Origin of the sequence: Acinetobacter sp. FDAARGOS_558, assembly GCF_003937785.1 — a bacterium.
GTDB classification, from domain to species: Bacteria; Pseudomonadota; Gammaproteobacteria; order Pseudomonadales; family Moraxellaceae; genus Acinetobacter; species Acinetobacter baumannii.
In genome coordinates this window covers 3,354,207-3,378,455 of the sequence record NZ_RKJH01000001.1, presented here as the reverse complement: position 1 = coordinate 3,378,455, position 24,249 = coordinate 3,354,207, and the positions used below count along the sequence as shown (strand labels likewise).

21 protein-coding genes are annotated in these 24,249 nt (G+C 40.6%); 9 read left to right on the top strand and 12 right to left on the bottom strand.

What is annotated here, in order from left to right; genetic code table 11:
- Window positions 1–12: 12 nt before the first annotated feature.
- Complete coding sequence (locus EGT34_RS16275; protein ID WP_000766451.1) at window positions 13–1,011, bottom strand: CobW family GTP-binding protein; 999 nt, start codon at window positions 1,009–1,011, stop codon at window positions 13–15.
- A 497-nt stretch (window positions 1,012–1,508) separates the two neighbouring features.
- On the opposite strand from EGT34_RS16275, the gene EGT34_RS16270 reads away from it, so the two are divergent.
- On the top strand, window positions 1,509–1,709 hold the full coding sequence (locus EGT34_RS16270) for a hypothetical protein (protein ID WP_000761577.1): 201 nt from the start codon (window positions 1,509–1,511) through the stop codon (window positions 1,707–1,709).
- Between the two features lie 110 nt (window positions 1,710–1,819).
- Here EGT34_RS16270 and EGT34_RS16265 read toward each other — a convergent pair whose 3' ends face one another.
- The 4 genes from EGT34_RS16265 to EGT34_RS16250 all read right to left on the bottom strand — a co-directional run bounded on the left by EGT34_RS16265 (window position 1,820) and on the right by EGT34_RS16250 (window position 7,029).
- Window positions 1,820–2,335 carry an acyl-CoA thioesterase gene (locus EGT34_RS16265; RefSeq protein ID WP_001142469.1) on the bottom strand — a complete coding sequence of 172 codons (516 nt, stop codon included), beginning with the start codon at window positions 2,333–2,335 and terminating at the stop codon, window positions 1,820–1,822.
- A gap of 261 nt (window positions 2,336–2,596) precedes the next feature.
- Window positions 2,597–3,211, bottom strand: coding sequence for a MarC family protein (locus EGT34_RS16260; RefSeq protein WP_000254582.1), 615 nt, complete (start codon window positions 3,209–3,211; stop codon window positions 2,597–2,599).
- Between the two features lie 11 nt (window positions 3,212–3,222).
- The gene (locus EGT34_RS16255; RefSeq protein ID WP_000179784.1) at window positions 3,223–5,289 is read right to left on the bottom strand and encodes a choline transporter; all 2,067 of its coding nucleotides are present in this window, start codon (window positions 5,287–5,289) and stop codon (window positions 3,223–3,225) included.
- 117 nt (window positions 5,290–5,406) lie between these two features.
- Entirely contained in the window at window positions 5,407–7,029 is a 1,623-nt protein-coding gene (locus EGT34_RS16250; protein WP_004748059.1) for a BCCT family transporter, read from the bottom strand.
- A gap of 265 nt (window positions 7,030–7,294) precedes the next feature.
- On the opposite strand from EGT34_RS16250, the gene betI reads away from it, so the two are divergent.
- The 7 genes from betI to EGT34_RS16215 all read left to right on the top strand — a co-directional run bounded on the left by betI (window position 7,295) and on the right by EGT34_RS16215 (window position 16,286).
- The gene (betI, locus tag EGT34_RS16245) at window positions 7,295–7,918 is read left to right on the top strand and encodes a transcriptional regulator BetI (protein ID WP_000166965.1); all 624 of its coding nucleotides are present in this window, start codon (window positions 7,295–7,297) and stop codon (window positions 7,916–7,918) included.
- Window positions 7,911–9,383, top strand: coding sequence for a betaine-aldehyde dehydrogenase (gene betB, locus EGT34_RS16240; RefSeq protein WP_001286303.1), 1,473 nt, complete (start codon window positions 7,911–7,913; stop codon window positions 9,381–9,383). Before betI ends, betB begins: the two co-directional genes overlap by 8 nt.
- A 95-nt stretch (window positions 9,384–9,478) precedes the next feature.
- Window positions 9,479–11,137, top strand: a complete 1,659-nt coding sequence (gene betA, locus EGT34_RS16235) for a choline dehydrogenase (RefSeq protein WP_001021934.1) — start codon at window positions 9,479–9,481, stop codon at window positions 11,135–11,137.
- Window positions 11,138–11,647: 510 nt separating this feature from the next.
- Entirely contained in the window at window positions 11,648–13,288 is a 1,641-nt protein-coding gene (mqo, locus tag EGT34_RS16230; protein ID WP_000714073.1) for a malate dehydrogenase (quinone), read from the top strand.
- A gap of 92 nt (window positions 13,289–13,380) precedes the next feature.
- The gene (locus EGT34_RS16225; protein ID WP_004748061.1) at window positions 13,381–13,851 is read left to right on the top strand and encodes a hypothetical protein; all 471 of its coding nucleotides are present in this window, start codon (window positions 13,381–13,383) and stop codon (window positions 13,849–13,851) included.
- 216 nt (window positions 13,852–14,067) lie between these two features.
- Entirely contained in the window at window positions 14,068–14,946 is an 879-nt protein-coding gene (locus tag EGT34_RS16220; RefSeq protein WP_000696107.1) for a homocysteine S-methyltransferase family protein, read from the top strand.
- A gap of 5 nt (window positions 14,947–14,951) precedes the next feature.
- The gene (locus tag EGT34_RS16215; RefSeq protein WP_001271328.1) at window positions 14,952–16,286 is read left to right on the top strand and encodes a basic amino acid/polyamine antiporter; all 1,335 of its coding nucleotides are present in this window, start codon (window positions 14,952–14,954) and stop codon (window positions 16,284–16,286) included.
- 54 nt (window positions 16,287–16,340) lie between these two features.
- On the opposite strand, the gene EGT34_RS16210 is transcribed toward EGT34_RS16215, so the two are convergent.
- Window positions 16,341–18,254, bottom strand: a complete 1,914-nt coding sequence (locus EGT34_RS16210) for a lipase family alpha/beta hydrolase (protein ID WP_000167375.1) — start codon at window positions 18,252–18,254, stop codon at window positions 16,341–16,343.
- Window positions 18,255–18,378: 124 nt separating this feature from the next.
- The gene (locus EGT34_RS16205; RefSeq protein WP_001115352.1) at window positions 18,379–19,086 is read right to left on the bottom strand and encodes a YoaK family protein; all 708 of its coding nucleotides are present in this window, start codon (window positions 19,084–19,086) and stop codon (window positions 18,379–18,381) included.
- Between the two features lie 320 nt (window positions 19,087–19,406).
- On the opposite strand from EGT34_RS16205, the gene EGT34_RS16200 reads away from it, so the two are divergent.
- A complete protein-coding gene (locus EGT34_RS16200; RefSeq protein ID WP_000061137.1) occupies window positions 19,407–19,682 on the top strand; it encodes a hypothetical protein in 276 nt (91 codons plus the stop codon).
- Window positions 19,683–19,684: 2 nt separating this feature from the next.
- On the opposite strand, the gene EGT34_RS16195 is transcribed toward EGT34_RS16200, so the two are convergent.
- The 5 genes from EGT34_RS16195 to EGT34_RS16175 form a co-directional block, all read right to left on the bottom strand.
- Window positions 19,685–20,125 (bottom strand): YbaN family protein, encoded by a 441-nt coding sequence (locus EGT34_RS16195; protein WP_000359621.1) that lies wholly within the window; start codon window positions 20,123–20,125, stop codon window positions 19,685–19,687.
- Between the two features lie 28 nt (window positions 20,126–20,153).
- A complete protein-coding gene (locus EGT34_RS16190) occupies window positions 20,154–20,753 on the bottom strand; it encodes a biliverdin-producing heme oxygenase (protein ID WP_002062720.1) in 600 nt (199 codons plus the stop codon).
- Between the two features lie 32 nt (window positions 20,754–20,785).
- Window positions 20,786–21,706, bottom strand: coding sequence for an energy transducer TonB (locus tag EGT34_RS16185; protein ID WP_000837764.1), 921 nt, complete (start codon window positions 21,704–21,706; stop codon window positions 20,786–20,788).
- A 10-nt stretch (window positions 21,707–21,716) separates the two neighbouring features.
- Window positions 21,717–23,183, bottom strand: coding sequence for a porin family protein (locus EGT34_RS16180; RefSeq protein WP_085947930.1), 1,467 nt, complete (start codon window positions 23,181–23,183; stop codon window positions 21,717–21,719).
- Between the two features lie 103 nt (window positions 23,184–23,286).
- A complete protein-coding gene (locus EGT34_RS16175; RefSeq protein ID WP_002002089.1) occupies window positions 23,287–24,078 on the bottom strand; it encodes a Slam-dependent surface lipoprotein in 792 nt (263 codons plus the stop codon).
- Window positions 24,079–24,249: the final 171 nt, after the last annotated feature.

The window sequence follows — 24,249 nt, the reverse complement described above, 5'->3', positions numbered from 1 at the left end:
CTTCAATGTTCTCTATTGTTCAATTCTGCAAGCTAATAGTTCAGTTTCAAATGCCAGCCAGTCATGTTCATGTTGGCTAATCATTTCAATGCGGTTATCAATGCCCTCTTCACCAGACTTATAGTTAAACTGCTCAGGATTAAAGTTAAAGGTCTTCCATCCCTGATCTGTATTAAAAATTCCCTTAATACGTAGCCAGTCTTGTTGAGCACACAACACATCGAGCAAAGCATAAAACTCAAATTTCCAACGCTTAGGAAATTTCCAACCCGCGACCATATAACCCTGCGCCGACTCGACATAATGATAAGGCAGTTGGTGAATTTCTTTTGCAACTTCGGCTTCAGTCATTTGCTTTTGCAGCTTGAGTAAAGGCTGTATAGAGCGTGCAGTTAAACGCGCAGGCACATCAATTTGCGCCAGTTCAAGTTGACCATGTTCAGTCTTTAGCCATTGTTGCTGATAAGGTTGGTATTCTTCTTTAAGCTCAACAAGTGCCTGTTCATCTTCAAAAGTCATGGTATCGGCATGAGAAACCACCACAATCTGTGCAGCTTTTAATTGGTCTTCATATAGGTTTTGCTTGACCCAATTGGTGTCATGCAAACGACTACCATCAACCACAGTCACTAGTGCACGCATAGCTAAGCTGTTTTGCCAATGTGGTTCCGTTAACTGATCAAATAATTGCGAAGGGTGTCCAAGCCCTGTAGGTTCAATAAAGAGTCGGTCTGGCTTTTGTTCACTTAACAAGCGAGCCAAAGCAATATGCATAGGAAGTTGGCTACTACAACATAAACAGCCGCCCAATAGTTCTTTGACTGCATAACCTTGATCTTGAGGTAGGAGTTGTTGATCGACCCCGATTTGCCCAAATTCATTCATTAAGACAGCCCACACTTCATCTTTCGGTTTCTGACTTAATAAATGTTGCAATAATGTCGTTTTCCCTGCCCCTAAAAACCCTGAAATAATATGGGTAGGAACAGTTTTTTGGGCAATCAGTTTCACAAGCGGCTCAAATCAACAAGGTTTAAAAACTAAGAAAGGTATATCACTGTTTAAGTAGCATGAAAATAATTTTTCACTTTGAAGATATACTTTTCAATTATCAGGCTAAACCACCAAATATGTGACGTGCATCTCATCAATTATCTAAATTAACTTTAGAAAAATAATAATTAAACGAAATATCCTATTTATAGACATTCACAATTCATGCCAGAGTGTTTTGTTTACGTAACCAACTTGCTTTTTTTTACTCAATACGAAATATTCTTTCACATTTTTAGCGCTCAAGTAGCGCTTTAATTTTACAGTAGACGCACATAAACGGACGTTATATTTCATATTGTTAAGATAGGCGTAATAGATTGTTAAGTTAATTGATGTAATCCCAAGCTCGGCTTAGCATGTGTCCTAGCTTAATCATTCAGCCCTATATGTTCTATGTAGGTCAGAACGATTAGGTTTGATTTATTTTTTAATGAATTTAAGGATGCCATAAAATGAAATTAGCTAAAACTTTACTCGCTACTACCCTAGCTTTAACTGCTGCTTCAACTTTCGCTGCTTCTAAGCACGACCAAGCACATAACACTGCTGGTGAAGAAAAAGTTGTTGTTTCAACTCAAGAACAAGCAAACACTGCAAATGCTGCTTCTGACGCTGTAGGTTCTGCTTCTGAAGCTGCTCCTGCAACTCGTTAATTATCTCTGCACTCTCCTCCAAGCTCAGAGATAATTTTACTGAAACGAAACAGGACGTTAAATTTCGGTGAAGAAAAAAGATCGAACCATGCTGCGGTTCGATCTTTTTTTTAAGAAGTTTTCTTATACATGCTGCAAGAAGGGTTATGATTCTCTTGTAGGCGCAACACCTTACGATGTTCAGCCGCTTCAAATCGGCAACGTTTCCACTCGGTATCTAAATTTAATTTAGGCACTTCGCGTGGTTTACCATGCTCATCAACCGCAACCATCGTGAAATAACAGCTATTGGTATGACGAACGGTACGCTTTTGAATATTTTGAGCCTCCACACGGATACCCACTTCCATTGAAGTACGTCCCACATGGTTCACACTCGCTAAAAATGTAACGAGTTCACCTACATAAATAGGTTCTTTAAAATTTACTTTGTCTACAGACAACGTTACGACATAGCTGCCTGAATAACGACTTGCACAAGCATAGGCCACTTGGTCTAGTAACTTTAGAATTGTTCCACCATGAACATTACCTGAAAAATTTGCCATGTCCGGTGTCATTAAAACTGACATGGTTAATTCTGACTGATCATCAGTTACGGTTGTCATTTCATCTAATGTAGGCATGACTCAACTCTGTCTCAAACAAGCTCAGAAAACATTATGGTTGATAATTCACAAAAAAAACATGCTTAAATCCACAACATAGCATCGTATTTTTTAATATTGTTAATTCTTTTTTTGAACGAATATTTTTTAAGCTATTATTTTTAATAATTTTTTAGTTTTTCTTAAATAAACAGTTATTGAGCGGTCAAAAATAATCAAAAGATGCTATGCCATTTTGTTCCATTTTAAATGACACAGCATCGTTTTATATGAGGTTCGTTATACTTTATGGATCAGTCCGGTAACGCCATTAATAATCATATCAACAGCAATCGTACCGATTAATAAAGCAGATAAACGCCCGACAATATCGAAATAACGATCGATATATTTTGCATGTTTGTACCGCAAATGATCATGTGAAAATTTCATCAAGATCAAAATACTGCATGTTAAAAACATGGTAAATCCGATCACAAGTGCCGCAGCACCAATCGACATTTCAATACCTGTCACCACAGCTGCACTAATGGTACCCGGCCCAATCATAAAAGGCATAGCGATGGTGCCGGCCAAATGTTCTGGTGCACCGCGCATTTCACCAATGGTATCTGCACCCTGAAACACATAGCGGTAACCAATCACCAAAAAGATAAGACCACCAAAAATCTGGAAAGCCTCAAAGCGTACATTCAGGTATTTACTAAAGATTGCTTCACCGCCCCATGCAAACAGCATAAAGACGATATAAGCAATCAAGCTCCCCTGAATTAAGGCTTTGTTAAATACCTTGGTTTCTGAATGGCGGATGAGGCCAATCATATAAATGCTCATTAAAAAAGGATTGAGCAAAGAGAAAAATAAAGCAAAAGAATGCAGATATGGTGAAACCATGCATATTCCCCTTAAGCTTGTGGATCTGGGAATAATGGACGGTTCCCAGGGCTAATACGATTAATATGCAAGAACGTCATATGTCTTTCATATTTATCTAAAATGTCATTAATAACCTGTTCTTTACTGTAACCAACAAGGTCGTTGTCTTGAGAACCTTCATAAAGATAGGTTTCGAGACGGTAATAGAACTGTTTCCCTCGTTTTACACGCTGACTAAAGTTAGGCGCGCTATAACGGACAGGCCAAATCTGATAAACGAAGTTTTGCTCTTCTTCCAAATGAATAGTGATATCGAGGTGATATAGCGCCTCTTCATCTTCAAGTGGTGTTTGTTGCACATCTACGTTCATGCCTTGCTTAATGAGTTCATCGGCAACAGCTTGAACAGCAGGTTTGCAAACGGTATCGAGCATTCGTCTGGTTTCAGTCGTTCCCGGATGATGCATAACCCGAGTCAAACGCTGTTTCCAATTGAGAATATCGACGTTACCCACCACAGGTGCCGCGTTCATACTTCGACTGGCATGCCTGTAGTCTTCAAGTCTGAGCGATTTATAAAGCCCCGCCATCACAAGGAACATCACGAAACTAAACGGCAGTCCCATAATAATGGTTGCATTCTGCAAAGCAGTAATCCCATTGGTCATCAGCATAGCGAGCGTTAATAACCCAATGGCAATTGCCCAAAACACGCTTAACCAACGCGGCGCATCATTATCAATATGGGTAAGCTTGGTCGTGAAGTTACCTAAAACCAATGCCCCCGAATCGGCAGAAGTCACATAGAATAAAAGACCCGTTACTGTTGCGACTGAAGCAATAAAGGTAAAACCCGGGTACTGCGCTAACAGGTCATAAAAACCATGTGCCGGATTAGATAATACCGTTGCAGCTAAAGTCTGGTTGCCTTCAAAAATAACACTGTGCAATGCGCTATTACCAAAAATGGATAACCACGTTAAGGTAAATAACAGAGGAATAATTAAAGTCCCGCACACAAACTCACGAATAGTACGGCCTCTAGAAATACGGGCCAAAAATAACCCTACAAATGGCGACCAAGCAATCCACCATGCCCAGAAGAACAAGGTCCAACTGCTCATCCAATCTTTAGGTTGCTCAAAAGCAAAACTTTGTAAGGCTAAGGTTGGGAAGCGAGTTAAATAATCACCAATATTTTGTACCAGCGCATTGAGTAAAAACTCGGTATTGCCCAAGAACAAAATAAACAGTAAAAGACCAATTGATACATAAATATTGATTTCAGACAAAATCCGAAGGCCTTTATTCACCCCAGATGTCACAGAAATAATACTAATACCAACTGCAATGGCAATGAGTGCAAACTGCATCCAGATATTCTCTGGCAGTCCTAATAAAACATGTAAACCATAGTTCAGCTGTACCACGCCAATCCCGCAGGTGGTCGCAATACCAAAAATTGTCCCGATGACGGCAGCAGTATCTACACTATGGCCGATGGCCCCATTAATTCTGTTTCCAAAAATTGGGTAAAGTGCAGAACGAATGGTAAGCGGCAAGTTATAGCGATAACTGAAATAACCAAGTGCCATACCAATCAAGGCATACATACACCAACCGGTCAAACCATAGTGAAACAGCGTCCACACCATACTTTGGCGTGCCGCTTCATAGGTCTGACCTACGCCAACAGGCGGCTGCATATAATGAGATAATGGCTCAGCCACCGAGAAGAACATTAAATCGATACCAATACCTGCCGAAAACAGCATGGCAGACCAACTCAGTAAACTAAACTCAGGCTTTGAGTGTTTAGGGCCAAGTTTAATCTCACCATACCGTGAGCAGGCAATGAAAATTACAAACACCATATACAGCGTTGCAGCCAGTAAATAGTACCAGCCAAAGGTTGACGTTACCCACGCAAGGACGGTGTTAATGGTTCGATTTGCGAAATCGTTAAATAAAAAAGTAACGAGAGAAAAGATTAAAATGATTAGAGCTGAAATATAAAAAACCACACGGTTAAGCGGGTCTTTTTTAGATTTAGATAATGTTAAATCATCAACTGCTCTTGGATTATCTGTTGCCATACAATCCTCAAGGAATAGAAGAAAAATAAAATATTCAATTTAGTCTTTTCACTATTTAACAATAATGAAAAGACTGCTTTGAACGCAAAAAATATAAATAAATGTGATGAACCAAGGTTATAAAACCTCGGTCACTTTGTTCTGGTCACAATTCGATGGAATAGGAATGTCTTTTGAAATAGCTAACTGCTTTTTCGCAACATTCGGGTCAAAATCATCTTGCTTTAGGGCTTTGGCTAAACCAAACATATAAAGCAAAATAATCACAGAAAATGGTAAACCACATAACACCACTGCACTTTGCATGGAGTTAAAACTACCTGCTAATAATAAGCCGATACTTACAATGGTAATGACCACAGACCAAAAGATGCGTAACCAGATCGGTGAATCACTATCACTGGTGCCCCCTTTCGAGGACAAATTGGCGATCATTAGTGTACCAGACCCAACCGGTGTCAAAAATAAAACGAAACAAATTACAACAACAATCCCGGCAATATACGGATTAAACGGGAGATATTCGAGTAATTTGAATAATGACAACGCAGGGTCACTTAAAACCATATCACCTAAAACTTTCTGTTTTTGATTGAGAATTAAATGAATTGCAGTATTTCCAAAAATCGAAATCCAAGCCAAGGTAAAACCTAATGGAATGAGGCATACACCCAAAACCACTTCTCGAATAGTTCGGCCTTTGGAAATGCGGGCAATAAACATTCCTACAAAAGGTGCCCAAGCAATCCACCATGCCCAATAAAACACAGTCCATGAACCCAACCAGCCACTGGCTTTTTGATTGTATAAATACATATCAAAACTTTTACCCATAAAATTATTAAGGTAATCGCCCGTATTTTGCACAAGACCATTTAACAAATGGTTCGTCGGTCCTGTTAGAAATACAAATAAAAGTAAGGCATAGAGCAAACGTAAATTAATCCGTGATAACCATGCCAAGCCTTTTTCAATCCCGACCACTGTAGTGACTGTCGCCACAAACATCATGATTAAAACTGCAGTAATTAAAGTTGCAGAGTTATCGGGAATTTCAGGAATTAAATAACAAATGCCTGAAACCAATACCAAAGCACCAATACCTAAGTTGGTCACCAAAGAAATTACGGTTGCTAAAATACCAAAGCCATCGACAAAATCGCCTACCAGACCATGAACTCGCTCTCCAAAAATTGGATAGAGTGCCGAGCGTAGTGCGAGTGGTAAATCTTGTCTAAAGGCAAAATAACCTAATGTCACACCCAGCAAGGCATAAAGCACCCAGCCATGAATACCCCAGTGCAAAAAGCTATAGGTCATGGCATTGCGGGCAGCCTGAATAGTGCCTGCCTCACCTTCTGGCGGTCTTAGAAAATGGTCAACAGGTTCAGCAACACCATAATAAAGTAGCGCGATACCAATACCTGCCGAAAACAGCATTGAGGTCCAAGCCAAATAGCCAAACTCAGGTTTGTCGTGGTCTTTTCCTAAAGGAATCTGCCCCACTTTTGAGAAGGCAAGCCAAGCCACAAAGCCTAAACACAGCACAATCACCAACATGTAATACCACCCGAAAAAGTGGTTTACCTGCTCTTGCACATAGGTCAGCCAAAACTGACTTTTTTCTGGAAACAGCACAAATAATAGGCCAAAAATGCCGATACTGACTGCCGAACTCCAAAATACAAAACGATTTAACCGAATATGGTCTGAAGAATATCCATCACTTTTCAACACCATCTTATTGCTCCTTGCAATCGGTGTATTTTTTCCAAAATAACGTGATAAGTACCGGACTTATGCGCATCATCCTATCCGTAAGAACTTCTGATTCTATCTCTTCTACCCCGAAGTAAGATTCAAAAATTCATTGATTTTTACACATCATACTTGTTATTGATTGAACGTTCAATCAATAACAAGTATGATAAAAAAAGTGCTATGATGCTCTGCAAGTTAACATGCTGAATTTAAAGCACCCGTAAAAGTGCTGATGTGGACAATCATGACAAAACGCAGAGTAAAACCAGAGCATGTGCGCCGTGAAGAAATTATGAACGCTGCACTCGACGTAATTTATGAAGTGGGGTTATCCAATACCACCATTGCACAAATTGCAAAAAAAGCCGAGTTGTCGACCGGTATTGTCAGCCATTATTTTGGCGACAAACAAGGGTTAATAAATACCTGTATGCAAGAAATGCTCAATGTTTTGCGTCGGAAAACCGAACAGTACAGAGCAGAAGCAGATTCGCATCCGGAAAGCCAGATTAAGGCAATTATTGACTCTAACTTTGACATTAGTCAGGTAAATGAAAAAGCAATGCGGGTCTGGTTAGACTTTTGGTCTGCAAGCATGCATGTACCGGACCTGAGCCGTTTGCAAAAGATTAATGATCAACGCCTGTACTCCAACTTGAAGTTTTATTTTCTCAAGTTAATGGATGAACAACAGGCCAGTGTTGCCGCAAGAGGTCTGGCAGCATTGATTGATGGATTATGGCTACGTGGCAGTTTAAGCCGTCACAATGAATTTGACAGCGAACTGGCCCGTTCCATTGCTTACGATTATGTAAAAACGCAATTGCAATTTGCGAACAAGCCTTTGCAGGAGAGACAAAATGAGTGATGTACAAGTTCATCAATTGTATATCCATGGACGCTACGTTGAAGCAACCAGTGGTAAAACATTTAATAGTATTAACCCTGCCAACGGCGAAATTATCGCGACTCTTCAACAGGCATCTGAACAAGATATTGAAGCTGCTGTAAAAAGTGCCCAACAAGGACAAAAAATCTGGGCAGCCATGACCGCTATGGAGCGTTCACGCATTTTACGCCGTGCTGTCGATATTCTCCGTGAACGTAATGATGAGCTTGCCCGTCTTGAAACACTCGACACCGGTAAAGCCTACAGCGAAACATCTACCGTCGATATTGTGACTGGTGCAGATGTACTCGAATACTACGCAGGACTTGCAACAGCTATTCAGGGCGAACAAGTTCCACTTCGCGAATCAAGTTTCTTTTATACACGCCGTGAACCTTTAGGCGTAGTTGCAGGTATTGGTGCCTGGAACTATCCAATCCAAATCGCTTTATGGAAATCTGCCCCTGCCCTTGCTGCCGGCAATGCCATGATTTTCAAGCCAAGCGAAACAACGCCACTTACTGCATTAAAACTTGCAGAAATCTATACAGAAGCTGGCTTACCAGACGGCGTATTTAACGTGGTACAAGGTGCTGGTCGTGAAATCGGTCAATGGCTCACAGAACATCCTGTGATTGAAAAAATCTCATTCACGGGTGGCGTAGAGACAGGCAAAAAAGTGATGGCAAGCGCTGCTGGCTCTACACTAAAAGAAGTGACTATGGAGCTTGGTGGGAAGTCACCACTCATTATTTGTGAAGATGCTGACCTTAACCGTGCCGCAGACATTGCGGTTATGGCGAACTTCTTTAGCTCAGGTCAAGTATGTACCAACGGTACGCGCGTATTTGTTCCAAAATCACGTTTAGCCGACTTTGAAAAAGCGGTTGTAGAGCGTGTAAAACGTATTCGCATTGGTGATCCAATGGCTGAAGACACAAACTTCGGCCCGCTCACTAGCTTCCCGCATATGGAAAAAGTGTTGTCTTTCATTGAGTCAGGCAAACAACAAGGCGCTAAAGTGTTAATTGGTGGTGGTCGTGCGACAGAAGGCGAACTTGCCAAAGGCGCTTATGTACTACCGACTGTATTTAGCGACTGCACTGACCAAATGGCGATTGTTCAAGAAGAAATTTTTGGACCTGTCATGAGCATCTTAAGCTATGAAACTGAAGAAGAAGTGATTCAACGTGCTAACGACACGACCTTTGGTTTAGCTGCCGGCGTAGTTACTCAAGACATAAGCCGTGCTCATCGTATTATTCACCAAATTGAAGCTGGTATTTGCTGGATTAACACTTGGGGCGAGTCACCTGCCGAGATGCCAGTCGGTGGCTACAAACAATCTGGTGTGGGCCGCGAAAATGGCTTAACTACGCTTGGGCACTATACCCGTATCAAATCTATTCAAGTTGAACTTGGCGATTATCAAAGTATTTTTTAATACCTCAATCGCTTTAAACACTTCAACCTAAATCACATATGCCGAGCAGTCTTTATAGATTGCTCAGGCAAACTGTTAGTAAAAAAAGGATAGTTATGAATATTAAAGAATATGATTACATTATTATTGGCGCAGGATCTGCCGGAAATGTACTCGCTGCGCGTCTTACTGAAGACAAAGATACCACCGTTTTACTGCTAGAAGCAGGTGGACCAGATTATCGCTTGGATTTCCGTACACAAATGCCGGCAGCTTTAGCCTACCCTCTTCAAGGTCGTCGCTATAACTGGGCTTATTTAACTGACCCAGAGCCACACATGAACAACCGTCGTATGGAGTGTGGTCGTGGTAAAGGCTTAGGTGGCTCATCTTTAATTAATGGTATGTGCTATATCCGCGGTAACGCAATGGATTTAGAACAATGGGCAACCCATAAAGGCCTTGAAAACTGGACTTATGCCGATTGTTTGCCTTACTACAAAAAAGCCGAGACTCGTGACATTGGTGGCAACGACTATCATGGTGATAGCGGCCCTGTATCAGTGGCTACACCAAAAAATGGCAACAATGTGCTATTCCATGCCATGGTTGAAGCAGGTGTACAGGCAGGTTACCCACGTACTGACGACTTAAATGGATACCAACAAGAAGGTTTTGGTCCAATGGACCGTACCGTTACGCCTAAAGGCCGTCGTTCAAGTACCGCACGTGGTTATTTGGATATGGCAAAAGGTCGTCCAAACCTCACTATTTTAACTCATGCGACGACCAACAAAATCTTGTTTAATCAAAAGCAAGCAATTGGTGTTGAATATATTATTGGTGCTGATCAAAACAACTTGCAACGTGCCTTGGTTAAACGTGAAGTATTACTTTGTGCAGGCGCAATTGCGTCACCGCAAATTTTACAGCGTTCAGGTGTAGGTCAAAGTACCTTCTTAAAATCAATGGACATTGATGTGGTTCATGATTTGCCGGGCGTGGGTGAAAACTTGCAAGATCACTTGGAAATGTACTTACAGTATAAATGTAAGCAACCCGTTTCTTTATACCCTGCTTTAAAATGGTATAACCAACCTGCCATTGGTGCCGAGTGGTTATTCAATGGTACAGGTATTGGCGCAAGTAACCAGTTTGAAGCGGGTGGATTTATCCGTAGTTCGGATGAGTTTAAGTGGCCAAACATTCAATACCATTTCTTGCCAGTAGCTATTAACTACAATGGTAGTAATGCAGTAAAAGAACATGGCTTCCAAGCACACGTGGGTTCAATGCGTTCGCCTTCACGCGGTCGTATCAAACTTAAATCGAAAGACCCGTTTGCGCATCCAAGTATCTTGTTTAACTACATGTCGACTGAACAAGACTGGCGTGAGTTCCGTGATGCAATCCGTATCACGCGTGAAATCATGCATCAACCTGCGCTTGACCCATATCGTGGTGATGAAATTAGCCCGGGCAAACATTTGCAGACAGATGCAGAGCTTGATGACTTTGTTCGTAACCATGCAGAAACAGCTTACCACCCGTCTTGTAGCTGTAAGATGGGCGAAGACGAAATGGCTGTTGTAGATGGTCAAGGCCGTGTACACGGTATGAATGGTTTGCGTGTAGTTGATGCCTCAATTATGCCGCTGATTATTACCGGCAACTTAAATGCAACCACCATTATGATTGCCGAGAAAATTGCAGACCAAATTCGTGGACGCGAAGCGTTACCACGTTCGACTGCACCATTCTATGTAGCATCATAAAATCTTAAAGGGCATATTTCTTATGCAGGAATATGCCCTTAATTTATTATTTATAGCACTCATATTAATAAGAAGTATGTATGACAGAAAATAAGGTCATGCAAGGTTATTAATTACATCAATAGGTCATAAATTAAAAATTCATCTATTTTTATCGATGCATATCCTTCAAATGGCTTAAGTTTAACCAAATTTATTTTATTAATTTATTTTCAATAACTTACAATAAGATTAAAACTAAAAATAATCTTATAAAAGTTTAATTTGATCAAATATAAATCATATTTATGATTTTAATAGAACCCATTTATTATAAAAATTGTATTGTCAATGCAAAATTAGTCTAAAATATAGAGTGTTTGCGATAATCCCAAGTAATTTTTCTTTTTTCAAAGTTCTCTGTTTTGGAGAATTTTACTTTCGCATTTATATCCGTTTTGTCTGGATACGCTGTCTAGGTTTCCTCACACCTTAAGTGACTCAAATAACTTATTTTAAGGTCCCCCTTACATGAAAAAGTTTTTGAAATACCTTCTGGTATTAATCATTCTTATTTTAATTGCGGGTATTGTTTTCTTGTTTAGACCGATTGCGTCAAAACAAGTACAAACTGCAAAAGATGAGCCAGTTGTTGATGCTGTTCTTGTTGGCGGCGGTATCATGAGTGCCACTCTCGGTACTTATTTCACTGAGCTTGAACCGAATTGGCAAATTCGTATGTTTGAGCGTCTTGACCAAGTTGCTCAAGAAAGTTCAAACGGCTTTAACAATGCCGGAACAGGCCACTCTGGCTTTATGGAAATGAACTATACCGAAGAGAAAAACGGTAAGATGGAAATTGCCAAAGCTGAAAAAGTTGCTTCTCAGTTTGAAGTTGCTAAACAGTTCTGGTCATATCAGGTAAAACAAGGCGTTTTAGCTGAACCAAAAACATTCATTAACCCAGTTCCACACATTGCTTTCGTTTGGGGCGATAACGTTAAATTCTTAGAAAAACGTTATGCTGCCATGATTCAAAGCCCGCTTTTCAAAGGCATGAAATTTACTGAAGACCCAGCTGTGATTAAACAATGGGCGCCTTTAGTCATGACCGATCGTGATCCAACTCAAAAAGTTGCAGCGACTCGTATGGAAGTTGGTTCTGACGTGAACTATGGTTCAATCACTAAACAATTAGTGAATCACTTAAACCAAAACCCTAACTTCAAATTACAGACTTCAACTGAAGTGACAGGCATCAGCCAAAATGATGACAAAACTTGGACGGTGTCTTTCAAAAATTTGAAAACTGGTAAAACAGACCACGTTAAAACGCGTTTTGTATTTATCGGTGCAGGTGGTGCCGCGGTTAAATTATTGCAACTTACTGGTTTACCAGAAGCGAAACAATATGCTGGCTTCCCTGTAGGTGGTGAGTTCTTAATTACTGACAACCCAGCAATTACTGCTCAGCACACAGCGAAAGTATATGGTCGTGCGGAACTTGGTGCACCTCCAATGTCTGTACCACATATTGATACACGTTATATCGACGGTAAAAAATATGTATTGTTTGGACCATTTGCAACGTATTCAAACAAGTTCCTGAAAAACGGTTCTCAACTTGACTTACTTGCTTCAACCAACAAAAGCAATGTTTTACCAATGACCACTGTTGGCTTGGAAAACCTTGATCTTGTTAAATACTTGGTGAGCCAAGTGATGATGTCAGATGAAGACCGCCTCAATGAACTTCGTAAATACTACCCAGATGCGAAAGCTGAAGACTGGCGTTTAAGCCAAGGTGGTCAACGTGTTCAGATCATCAAAAAAGAACCGGGTAAACCTGCAACACTTCAATTCGGTACAGAAATCTTTGCGTCTAAAGACGGTGCTGTAACTGCATTGTTAGGTGCGTCTCCGGGTGCTTCGACTTCTCCATACATCATGCTTAACTTGCTTGAAAAAGCTTTCCCTCAGCAAACTGAAGGTAAGTGGAACCAGAAGCTTCATGAAATTGTGGTTTCTTATAAACAAGACTTAAGCAAAGACCCTGTGTTACTCGACAAAGTTCGTCAGTACACAAGCTCTACACTTGGCTTGAACTATACATCTCCGTTCAAAGCTGCAAACGATGAAACTGCTGCTGCCCCTGTTGCAAAAGCAAACTAAGTTTGACGATGTATAAGTAAAATATCAAAAGGATGAATTTCGATTCGTCCTTTTGTTTTTTTAAGACTTCTGTTGAGATATTTAGACTTGCCATGACGCCTTTAAAATCATCACCTCGCCTCTTACCGTTTTGTTTTAAGTTCGTGCTTGTTTTGCTACTGGCTTATCTTTTGTTAAGCGGGTTTTATATGTGGATGATTGGCGGTACAGCTATTTATGTCAGCTCAGCTTTGTTACTTGCTCTGACTGCTTATGCATTTAAGCTCGGTAAATATCAAAAACTGTGTTCTGTTTTAAATGTGCTCATGAGCGCAGTCGCGTTATATTTCAGCACGGCTCATCTATTTTTCTCCCCTATCCAGTTCTTTATATTTTTACCTGCCTTATTTTTTGTTGTGTTGGCTTTTACACGCTTGAGTAAAATTCGTCGCTTATCTAAAGTATTCATATTAATTAGTTTATTGATTTGGTCAGGCGTACATTTTACGCAGCTTGAACAACTCAAAGCGTATTATCAAACACAGCATACTGGTGAAAGCTGGCAGCAATACGGCGCGCTATAAGACTATTTTTAGTCTGTATACTTCATGAAAATGTATTTTCATTTTCATATGAAGTTCATCAGTAAAACTGAACATCGTTTACAGAATTCCTCCTAAGAAAAATTATTCATAACAATCTAATTTATTTAGAAATATATCGAGCATATTAGCGATTGAATAGCATTCATCTACACGCTAGATTAGCTGAATTATTTTTCTCCCTTTACGTTGTAATTTATGAAAATTTTAGATGGCGGTTTAGGCCGTGAATTGGCTCGCCGTGGCGCTCCGTTTCGTCAACCAGAGTGGTCTGCTCTTGCACTCATTGAAGCACCTGAAACAGTAAAAGAAGTCCACCTCGACTTTATCAACGCTGGTGCAGAAGTCATTACAACCAATAACTATGCGGTTGTGCCATTTCATATTGGTCAAGAACGTTTTGAAACTGACGGCGTGCGTTTAATTAAAGTTGCGATTGAACAAGCAAAAAATGCAGTTAAAGAAAGCGGCAAAAATGTCAAAATCGCAGGCTGTTTACCACCGTTATTTGGTTCTTACCGCGCCGACTTGTTCCAACCGGAACAGGCTAAAAACCTTGCTGAGCCAATTATTAACACATTGGCACCAGAGGTAGATTTCTGGCTCGCTGAAACTCAATCATGCTTAAAAGAAGTTGAAACAGTCCATGCATTATTGCCACAAGATGGTAAGGACTATTGGGTGTCATTTACGCTACAAGATGAGATTAAACAAGAACAAGCTTTACTTCGTTCTGGCGAAAATATGCAACAAGTGGCTGATTTCATCAAACAATCCAATGCCAAAGCAGTATTGTTTAACTGCTGCCAACCTGAAGTGATCTTGCAAGCAATTAATGAAATTAAAGGACTCATTCCAGAGTCTGTACAAATTGGTGCTTATGCCAACGCGTTCCCACCGCAAGATGAAAGCGCTACTGCTAACGATGGCCTTGATGAAATTCGTAAAGACTTAGATGCTCCAGCTTATCTTGCTTTTGCTAAGCAATGGCAGCAAGCAGGTGCAAGTTTAGTGGGAGGTTGCTGTGGTATTGGACCAGAACACATTGCTGAACTTTCTCAATTTTTTAAAGAATAAATACCATGTCTGCTGCCAAAATCGGATTATTGTCTCTTACAGCGCTGGTATTTAGTTCTATGGTGGGGTCAGGCGTATTTAGCCTCCCCCAAAATATGGCTCAAGTTGCCAACGGCTCTGCCCTTCTTGTTGCATGGCTCATTACCGGAGTCGGCATTATTTTCTTGGCCCTGTCATTGTTGCATTTAACTCGTCAACGACCAGATCTAGATGGCGGTATTTATAACTATGCGCGGGAAGGTTTTGGAGACCTCATCGGTTTTTGCTCGGCGTGGGGTTATTGGTTGTGTACCACCATTGGTATTGTCGGCTATGTGGTGATTGCCTTTTCAGGCGTCGGCATGTTTACCGATAGCAAAGACCATATTATTTTTGGTGAAGGTAATACACTTTACTCACTGATTGGTTCAAGCATTTTTGTATGGCTGGTGCACTGGTTAGTAAGCCGAGGTATTAAAGAAGCTGCGATTGTAAATTTACTGGCAACCATTGCCAAAATTATTCCAATGGTGGTTTTCATCTTCTTTACCTTCATTGCCTTTAAGTTTGATTTGTTCAAACTCAACTTAAATGACTTCTCTTTAAAAGTTCCACTTTGGCAGCAAGTAAAAGACCTAATGCTCATTACCCTTTGGGTATTTACCGGGATTGAAGGTGCGGTGGTTTTATCATCACGTGCAAAAAACCGTCATGACATTGGCAAAGCGACCATTTTAGGTGTGTTGCTGGCATTAAGTTTTTACGTGATGGTGACAGTATTGGCTTATGGTGTAGTGAGCCGTGAAGCGCTTGCAGGCATGCATAACCCATCCATGGCGACCATTTTGCAGCAACTCATCGGTCTACCCGGTACCATCATTATTACCATTGGGCTTATTATTTCAGTTTCATCGTCTTATTTAAGTTGGACGTTATTTGCGACTGAAATTCCATATCTAGCTGCAAAAAATGGCGCATTCCCTAAATTATTTTTAAAGAATAACCAAAATAATGTGCCGATTTCATCACTATGGCTAACTACTATTGTGGTGCAAGGTTCTCTGATTGCCGTGTATTTTTTCAATAAAAATTACACTCAGCTTTTACTGATTTCATCGGTGATGATTTTGCTGCCTTATTTTCTGGTATCGGCGTTTTATCTTAAAGAATCTATTCGCCACAAACGCACGCCGCATATTGCCATTGCAAGTGTCGCTTCAATCTATGCACTTTGGTTGCTCTATGCAGCAGGCTTAGACTTACTGTTGTTGTCTGGTGTGTTGTATTTGGTTGGCTTGGTTATTTTTTCAATCAGCTACTTTGAGCATAAAAAATCGCTCAAACAAAACCAGCTTAATTAATCACTTCAACCACTGTTGAGCTATTTCAGCAGTGGTTTTCTAAAAACAAAAATTCTATTTTGAAGGCGGCGACTGCTTTAAATGCAATCGTAAAATACGGCGTAATTCTAAAATTGCCTCAGGGCTAGTTTGAATCGAATGCCCACCTTTAATAATCAGCTCCGACTGCTCCCCACCCAAATGTGAACTTTGATACGGCACAATCCCATCGCTCATTTTTGACTTATCTATCGTACCATTTATGTTGCCCATAATTGAGTGATAGACCACGTTGGACGAGGGTTGAATGGCTTGGGTCAACTGCATAAAGTTAGAAGAACGACTTAAATTACTCGCTCCATTTTCAATTAAGCCTTTTCTGAGTTTGGTATTTTTCTCATCTCTCATTTCAACGGCAATAAAAAAGTCGGCAGGTAAGCGAATAATACGGCGAGCAATTTGGGTAAACCATCGGTCAGCATAGTCAGTACCATGATGCGACGCCGAAACAAAAACAACCCGCTTAAAATAGGGCAAATCTTTGAACTGAAAACGCTCTCGAATAACCGGATTTTCTTTTAAACGCTTTAACTGTGCTTCATTCATTTTTTGCATGGCTAAATCAGAAACATCTGCATCGCTTACTAGCAAGCGGCTAATCACTCCGCCCATACTATGTCCAACCAATACGGCATCGTGTGCGGCATAACTGTCTTTAGCAACGTTTTGAAAAGCCTGATTCAGCAAAGAATAAATCTGAAAACGACTTTCAAAAATCGGCATATTGGTTGAATAAAACACCTGCCAAACTTGGTAGTTTTGTCTTAATTCGGCATCACCCATAATGTCATTGGTTAGGCTCACCCATGCCTCTGGGCTGCTTGCCAGGCCATGAATAAACACAATAATTTTCTTATTGGGGTTAAAGGGTTCCAACATATATAAATGCGGCATAATCAAATTGGCTTCTTTATTAATTAAAGACCAATAGCCTGCTGCACCTAAATTATATTTCGATAACCATAGTCCATAAGGTGCCGAATAGTTGGCAGTAAGTGGATAGTCCACGCCTTCAACTTTTACGCGGTCCTGTCGGTATGGGTCAAACATGGCAATTTCTAACTCTGCCCCATCAATGACCTGATCGGCTGTGGCCTTTTGTTTTGGGTAGGCAATAGCCGTGACTGGAAAGAAGCGTGGTAAATGAATATTGGGATTACTCTGGTGAGCATAAAAAGCGTCGGGATCTAAAATAAAACCATGATTTACATCATGCTCCTTACGCCCCACAATAAACTCCGCGCCTAAGCCATCCTTACGGTTGACAGTATTAAACCCTGAAAAGTTCATGTTATAGCTAGAGCGAAAGGTATCGACTTCAATATGCTGTACATCTACAGCCTGATCAAAATTGACGTGATACTCATGCCCATCTGCTTTTAGTAAAGGTGGGAAATGAAGCGTATTTAAATGATTAAAATACGTGGTCATGAGCTTCGACAAGGCGACGTTATAAAAAATACGTACCTGATTTTGGCGATGGTCAAATACCCGATCAAAAGGTGACTCTTCAGAATCAAACAAATAGACATAGCTATAGCGCAAGCTTTTATCAAACAACGCAAGCTCTTGCTCAACACAACTGTTACTTTTAAGAGTGACATTACACTGGCTACTACGCCCAACATCTAAAGCTTTTGCCAAATAAATTTCACTTAGCGCAGCATAGCGTTCTTCTCGACTGCTATTTTCAGACAACCCCTGAATTTTATTTAAACAAACATTGAAGTTTTGCAGACAAGACGTTTCACTTTCTTTGACCAAATACAGCAAGTTTTGGGTTTGATGACTTAGAGTATTGTCAGTCAAAATGCTTTCATTTTTACTTTTTAAAGCGCTGCTTAAGTTACTTTCTTTTAAATGAATGACCTGACAACCGCTCAGCAGTCCCATTATTGTAAGCACTAAATAATGGCCGGATTTTGTCATTGTGCATTCCTTTATCGAATGTATTTCCCCACCCATCATTATGCCTGTAAAGCTGTGCCTGAACAATTTCGGCTCAGCTTGGATTGGACTTTATTTAGAAAATAAAATTTGAACGTCTATTTTATTAAGCTTGTTTAAACTTCTGCTGGGAAGCCAAATAAGAAAAATAGAGTATGGGTAAAATAAATGGCGCTACGCTCCAAAAGTCAAAATAGACATAAAGTACCGCTCCTAAGAAAGCACCAATCACAAAGCCAATGACAATACTGGCACTTTTAAGCAAACTTGCCCGATTGGCGGCATTATTGTTTTTAAGCAAGTTAGCAATATCAATCCCAAGCTGGGTAGTGTTGCCTGTCATCATAGTACTTGGGCTAATATTTTTAATGAGGGTTTTGCTTGATGTATTACGAATCGCTAAAGCAATTAAACCGAGGCCACCAGTGATTGCAACCGTAATCGAATCGGCATTTTTAAATGGCTCAAAGTAAAGCCCAGCAGCCATAAAAGCAAAGAGAAAAATAGCTTCAAATAAAAATAAATAAGACAGCGTTTTGTGTTTGGTCTGACTACGATCAATTAAAAGTTTGGTAATAACCACCGTCACAATAAACAATGGAATAGCCGCAAGTTTAATCCATAAACCTGCACCACCCTTCACCAACGCAGCCCCGGCCAATACCAAGTTGCCCGTCACATGAGCAGTAAAAAAACCAAATAACGCGATAAAGCCAATGGTATCAATTGCCCCGCCCACCATAGTCAATAAAACAGGATCTCGACATATTGCCCATGTACTTTGTGTTTCTTGTTGAATTGAAGTCTCTGGCATAAGCAGCATCCTGTTCTTTTAAAGTCATTAAATTCAGTACGAAGATGTTTTAAGTATTTAAAAACAAATCAAAGCTAAAGCATTTATCAAAACAAAAAAGTATGTAAAAACATAGAGTGTTTAATGTCGCAACACTGTCTTCAAAACAGCAACAATAAAATTTGTTTATTTTTAAAACATTAAACGCTTCTCATCCGCAAATCAATTTGACCTCTAAAACCGTTCTAACTATGATGAAGCCGCAAGTTTCGCCAATATTTTGCATAAACGGCTATTGTGCTGAGTGATTGATAAAGAAAACAACAACGACGAGAAGGAATATGTCTCTTTATAATTTTTCAGTTTTTTTGGGTGGATTATTATTTGTATCAATTGCCTCTGCTGGCTATAAAAGTAATGCACACCGAGACTTTTATTTAAAATGCGTAGCTGCTGGACATAGTCGCGCGACCTGTCTGTGTATTTATCACCGTTTAGAGCGCCAATATTCCCCAAAACTCATGCATAAACTTGGAAGTTTAAGTTTGCAAAGTCCTGAAATACCGCGTGATTTTGTAAAATCCATGATGCGTACCATGCAAAAATGCCAGTCATAATTTTATTTTTTAAGCCACATCCACGCCAATACCCCAGCCATACATAAAATTGCCGGATAGACAAACCACGGATGCGGAATGGTCCAAATCATCAGTCCCGCAGCCAGACTCATACTTAAGGTCGAGATGTATTTCGCCTTTTTGGGAATACGCCGATGTTCTTGCCACTCACGAATGAGTGGACCGATATAGCGATGATTTCGAAACCATTGATGAAGTTTTTCAGAGCCTCGAGCCGCAAAGAAAACCGCCAAAATCATAAAGTCGACGGTAGGTAAACCCGGAATAAAAATACCCAATATGCCAAGCGCAATACACAACCAAGCCAAGCTAATAAACACCCAGCGTGCCCACATAGAACGCGCAAGTTTGCTGACTGGTTGAGCGGGTGCTAGCGACTGCTCATGTTTTACCATGACATTGACTTGATTAAGTTTATCCATATCGGGTATTCCCTTTATCCACTTTTTATTATTTCAATTCATCAAGCTGATCAAGCGCCTGACCAAAATATCCAAAGGCATCTAACGCCCCTTGAACGACTCGGTCTTGCTGGGTTTGGTCAAAGCCTGCTTCATCCAGTGCTTGTACAAAACGTTTCCAGACTTTCGCGCGCCCTTCGGGATAGGCCGCTAAATTACGTGCAGCAAACGTTTCAGAAAAACCCAAATGCTTTTGAGCTTCTTTAAATAAAAATGCAGCTCCTAAGGTTGAACCTTCGGACACATAAATCCAGCCTAAAGCCTCGGGTAATTGTACGTTTTCACTTTGTAATTGCTGCCCGTTGGGTTGAATCCCTAAATCATTTAAATCAGCAAGTGCTTGTTTTGAGCGGCCACGAATGTCTAAGTCCGGAATCAGTCCAGCTACACCCTCTTTCTCAAAAAGATGTTCAATTTCACGCTGAAAGTAATATTGAGACAAAGTAAATTGCGCGTATTTTTCTTTACTTGAAAACACCTTTGCCTCTGACATTAATTGATGCATACGTTCGTGTTCAGCAGCAGTTTCTTGTTTCAAACGTAAAGACAAACTGTTGCTAATGATTTGTTCTGTAGATGAATTCATCATCTTTCTCCTACAAAATGGATATTACTCATCGGTTAGCGGCCCCGATTGAGTTTGAGTTGGACTGGAAAATCCACAACAATGGTCACGGCTCGACCGTTAATTTTGTGGGGTTTAAATCTAGATTTACGTACAGCTTGTATGACCCGTTCATCAAGGCTTTGAATGCCCGAACTTTGACGTAATTGAATGTTGATGGGCTGCCCTTTTTCATTAATGCGAATACGAAGCTCAACCAAACGATTTTGTTGTTTTAACTCGCGGTCATCGTAGTCAAGCCCGCCAAAACTCAGCACATCCACGCTACTCACCTGAACAACGTCATCGTGTTCAACTTGAGTGCTAGGGGCTTTGGAATATTCTTGCTGCATTGCGGGTGTTTTGACCCCACCACTTTTAGTTTCACTATTGGTGTTTTGTGGCAACTGCTCAGTTTGCGTTTGTTCAAAGTCTGTCGAACTCAGTTTTTTATCGGTATGAGTCACCAGCCTTTCTGTACGCTGCGCTGGTTGGAGTGAAGTTGAATTATTTAAAGTCGTTTTTGATTGTACTTGCTGTTTGTCATTTAAATTATTTTGCACGGCCTCTTTAGAAGCAGTTTTTGACGCTAATGTTTGAACATTTGTAGGCGAGTTTTTTGGCTGATCGGGCGCATGAGATACCGAACTGTTTAAAGTAGATTGAGGCGTTACACTGTTTTTAGGTTGGCTTTCAGTCTTTTCAGCCGATGGCTTTTTAGCGGGCGCCAATGACACAAAACTTACTTTTAAGGCATCTACTTTGGGTGTTGCTTTAAAAGTATAAGGTTCAATTAAATGACTCAGCATCCAGACAACAAACACATGCAGACCAATCACCACGACTACGGTTAAGCACTTATAAAAATGCTTTGGCCCTTGTGGTAAAGGCAACATAACCATCGGCTTATGTGTAGGGAATAAAGATTTTGATTTCATGACTTATTCCCTAAAAACGATGCTCAAGCTTGAGACTAATGTTGTGTTTATCGTAGGAATACAGCCAATCGACATTGCTTTTATTATGGTTATAGCGATAGGTTAAATTAGGCGTCATGCCATAAAACTCAAAGCGCGGCATTTGCACAACAAAGGTATAGTTTTGTTCAAAATCATGACGACGAGCTAAGAAAGTTTCTGCGTATTTATCAAACAGGCGCCAACGATAAGAACTCAGCAAAGTGGTATTAAATCCTGTACTCCAAGATTTGCTTAAGCCCAATCGCACACCTTGCTGTTGGTAGGCAGCCATGTATTTTTCTTGGGTCGAATGCTCGACTACATCTAAACCACTAAAAATGGTCCACTGGTCTGGAAAAATTTTCCAGAAAGTAGCAAAAGCTGAGCTTTCTACCCCATCTAGGGTTTTATATTTCTGATAATTTAAATCTTTACTCTCAGCCTCAAGCTTGAAAGCTTTATCTGCAGAGATAAAATGCATCCACTCGGCACGCGCACCCCAGGCATTGTAAAGACCATCATTGCCATAACGTTTATGTTCAAATAGCGGACTCACCCCAATTTGATTTTTTAAGTCAAAGTAACTGTAGCCTGCATTAATGTTAATGGTAGATTCATTAAATGCCGCGTGGTCGTTATAGGACTGTCCAAACGCCAGCGCACGTAAAGCCACGCCATGATGCCCCTTAATCACATAGCGTTTAATCAGACTGGCTTCGTAATCTAAACCTGTTGCCGACTCAGCTTTAGGGGTCCCACGGGTAACTTGCTCAATTGGGATAATATTACCGTCACTATCTTTGCCATAAAGCGTCCATGTTTTGCTTTGTTCAGACGAACTATTTAAATTACTGACATAGGTGTAACCCGCTGAAACCGAGCCTTGCCAAGAGTCTCGCTTTTTTAGTGCCTGAACAAAAGTATTTACTGTTGTTAAAACTCCAGACGGAATTACCGCAGGGTCACTTTGTTTCAGTTGGTCTTGAATGGAAATAAAAAGGCGTGCTGCTTCCTTATTCTTCTGTTGTTCAAACAGCACGCGCGCTAACTCAAGTTCACAAATTAAATTATGAGGTTGTTGTTTTAGGCTGCTTTGAAATTTTTGTTCAGCCAATTTCAGTTGACCCTGAGAACGTGCAACTGCCCCTTCGGCAAAGTCGGTTAAAGCCCGATCGTAGCCAACATATTTTTTATAATGTTCTAAATAAACCGTGGCTTTGAGCCACTGTTTTTGCATGACTGCCAAATATAACGCCTTGGCAAGATCATTCGGGTTTTGCTCAACACTGTATTCTTGTCCATTAATTTGAAGTTTTGGTAATTGCTCGGTACTACGAATGGTTCCCAGCTCGTGAAACTGGCGCTGTTCTTGTAAAAGCGTTTGGTCCAAGCTTTGATTGAGACGAAGCTGTGTGTCTTCGTCGGCATATAAAAATGGACAACTCAACAATGTCAAACAGCACAAAAGCGTTCGTTTCATAAAACAATAAACCTGAAGCAACCAAGCAAAAGCCAAAAAAACAAAAGGAACCTACATGTGTAGATTCCTTTTGCATTGATTAATTTTTAGCACCACCAAAAGCAGTGTTGTAAGACACGTTATCAAACTGGGCAATACCCGCTAAAGCCGAAGCATTTGCACCAAAGAATTGACCTTGAACCACACCAGAGTTGTCGACACCAGCCGTACCGTTAGCCGTTGCCAAACCTGCAAATGCAGCAGTACCCGGGTTAAATGCCACACCATCTAGGCTTAATGATGAAACAGCCGTACCTGTTCCGGTAAGTGTTCCTTCAAGTGTACCCGCGCCATAATTTGCGGTGAACGTACCGCTTAACAGATTGCTTCCAGAGCCGTTAATCCCTGCAACGGTATAGGTTGCAGTACCCGCGGTTGGAACAGTGGTATTGGTGTTATCACCCGCGTAGTAAACGGTATGGCTCGCACTTGCCGGCGTGTCGCCCGCTTTCCACCATTCACCAAAATAGACTTCCTGTGTGCCCACCTGACCAAAGTTAAAATTACCTAATGCACTGTGTGAAGGTGGCATTGCAGACACTGGAATATGCGAAATATTAAAGGTTTTGCTGCCAACCGTTACATTGGTATTACTCGTTCCCTGAGCAGCAAAAGCCTGAGCCAAACCTTTTAACGAACTAAAACCTGTAAAAGCGTTATATGGTGCACCCGCAGCTTGAACCGACACCGCTGCTACACCACCCGGATGGCTTGCATTGGCAGCAGCACCGATTTTGATGTTACTTTCATTACTCGAAATACCATCAAAACCTGCATAAGCAAATGCAGTTGAACAAGCAACGAGGCCCAAGAACAATTGAGAGATTTTCATTTGTTGTTACTCCATCTTTTTTAAAACTAAGTTATTGTTTAATTTAAAATAACGATTTCGCTATTTTTAGTTTATTGAGTAGGCCCAGCTGCAAACCTACTCGGTTTTTTGTAAATAATAATCATTCAACCTTATTATTTACCGTTACCTGACTCCCCTTTTATGTATGTG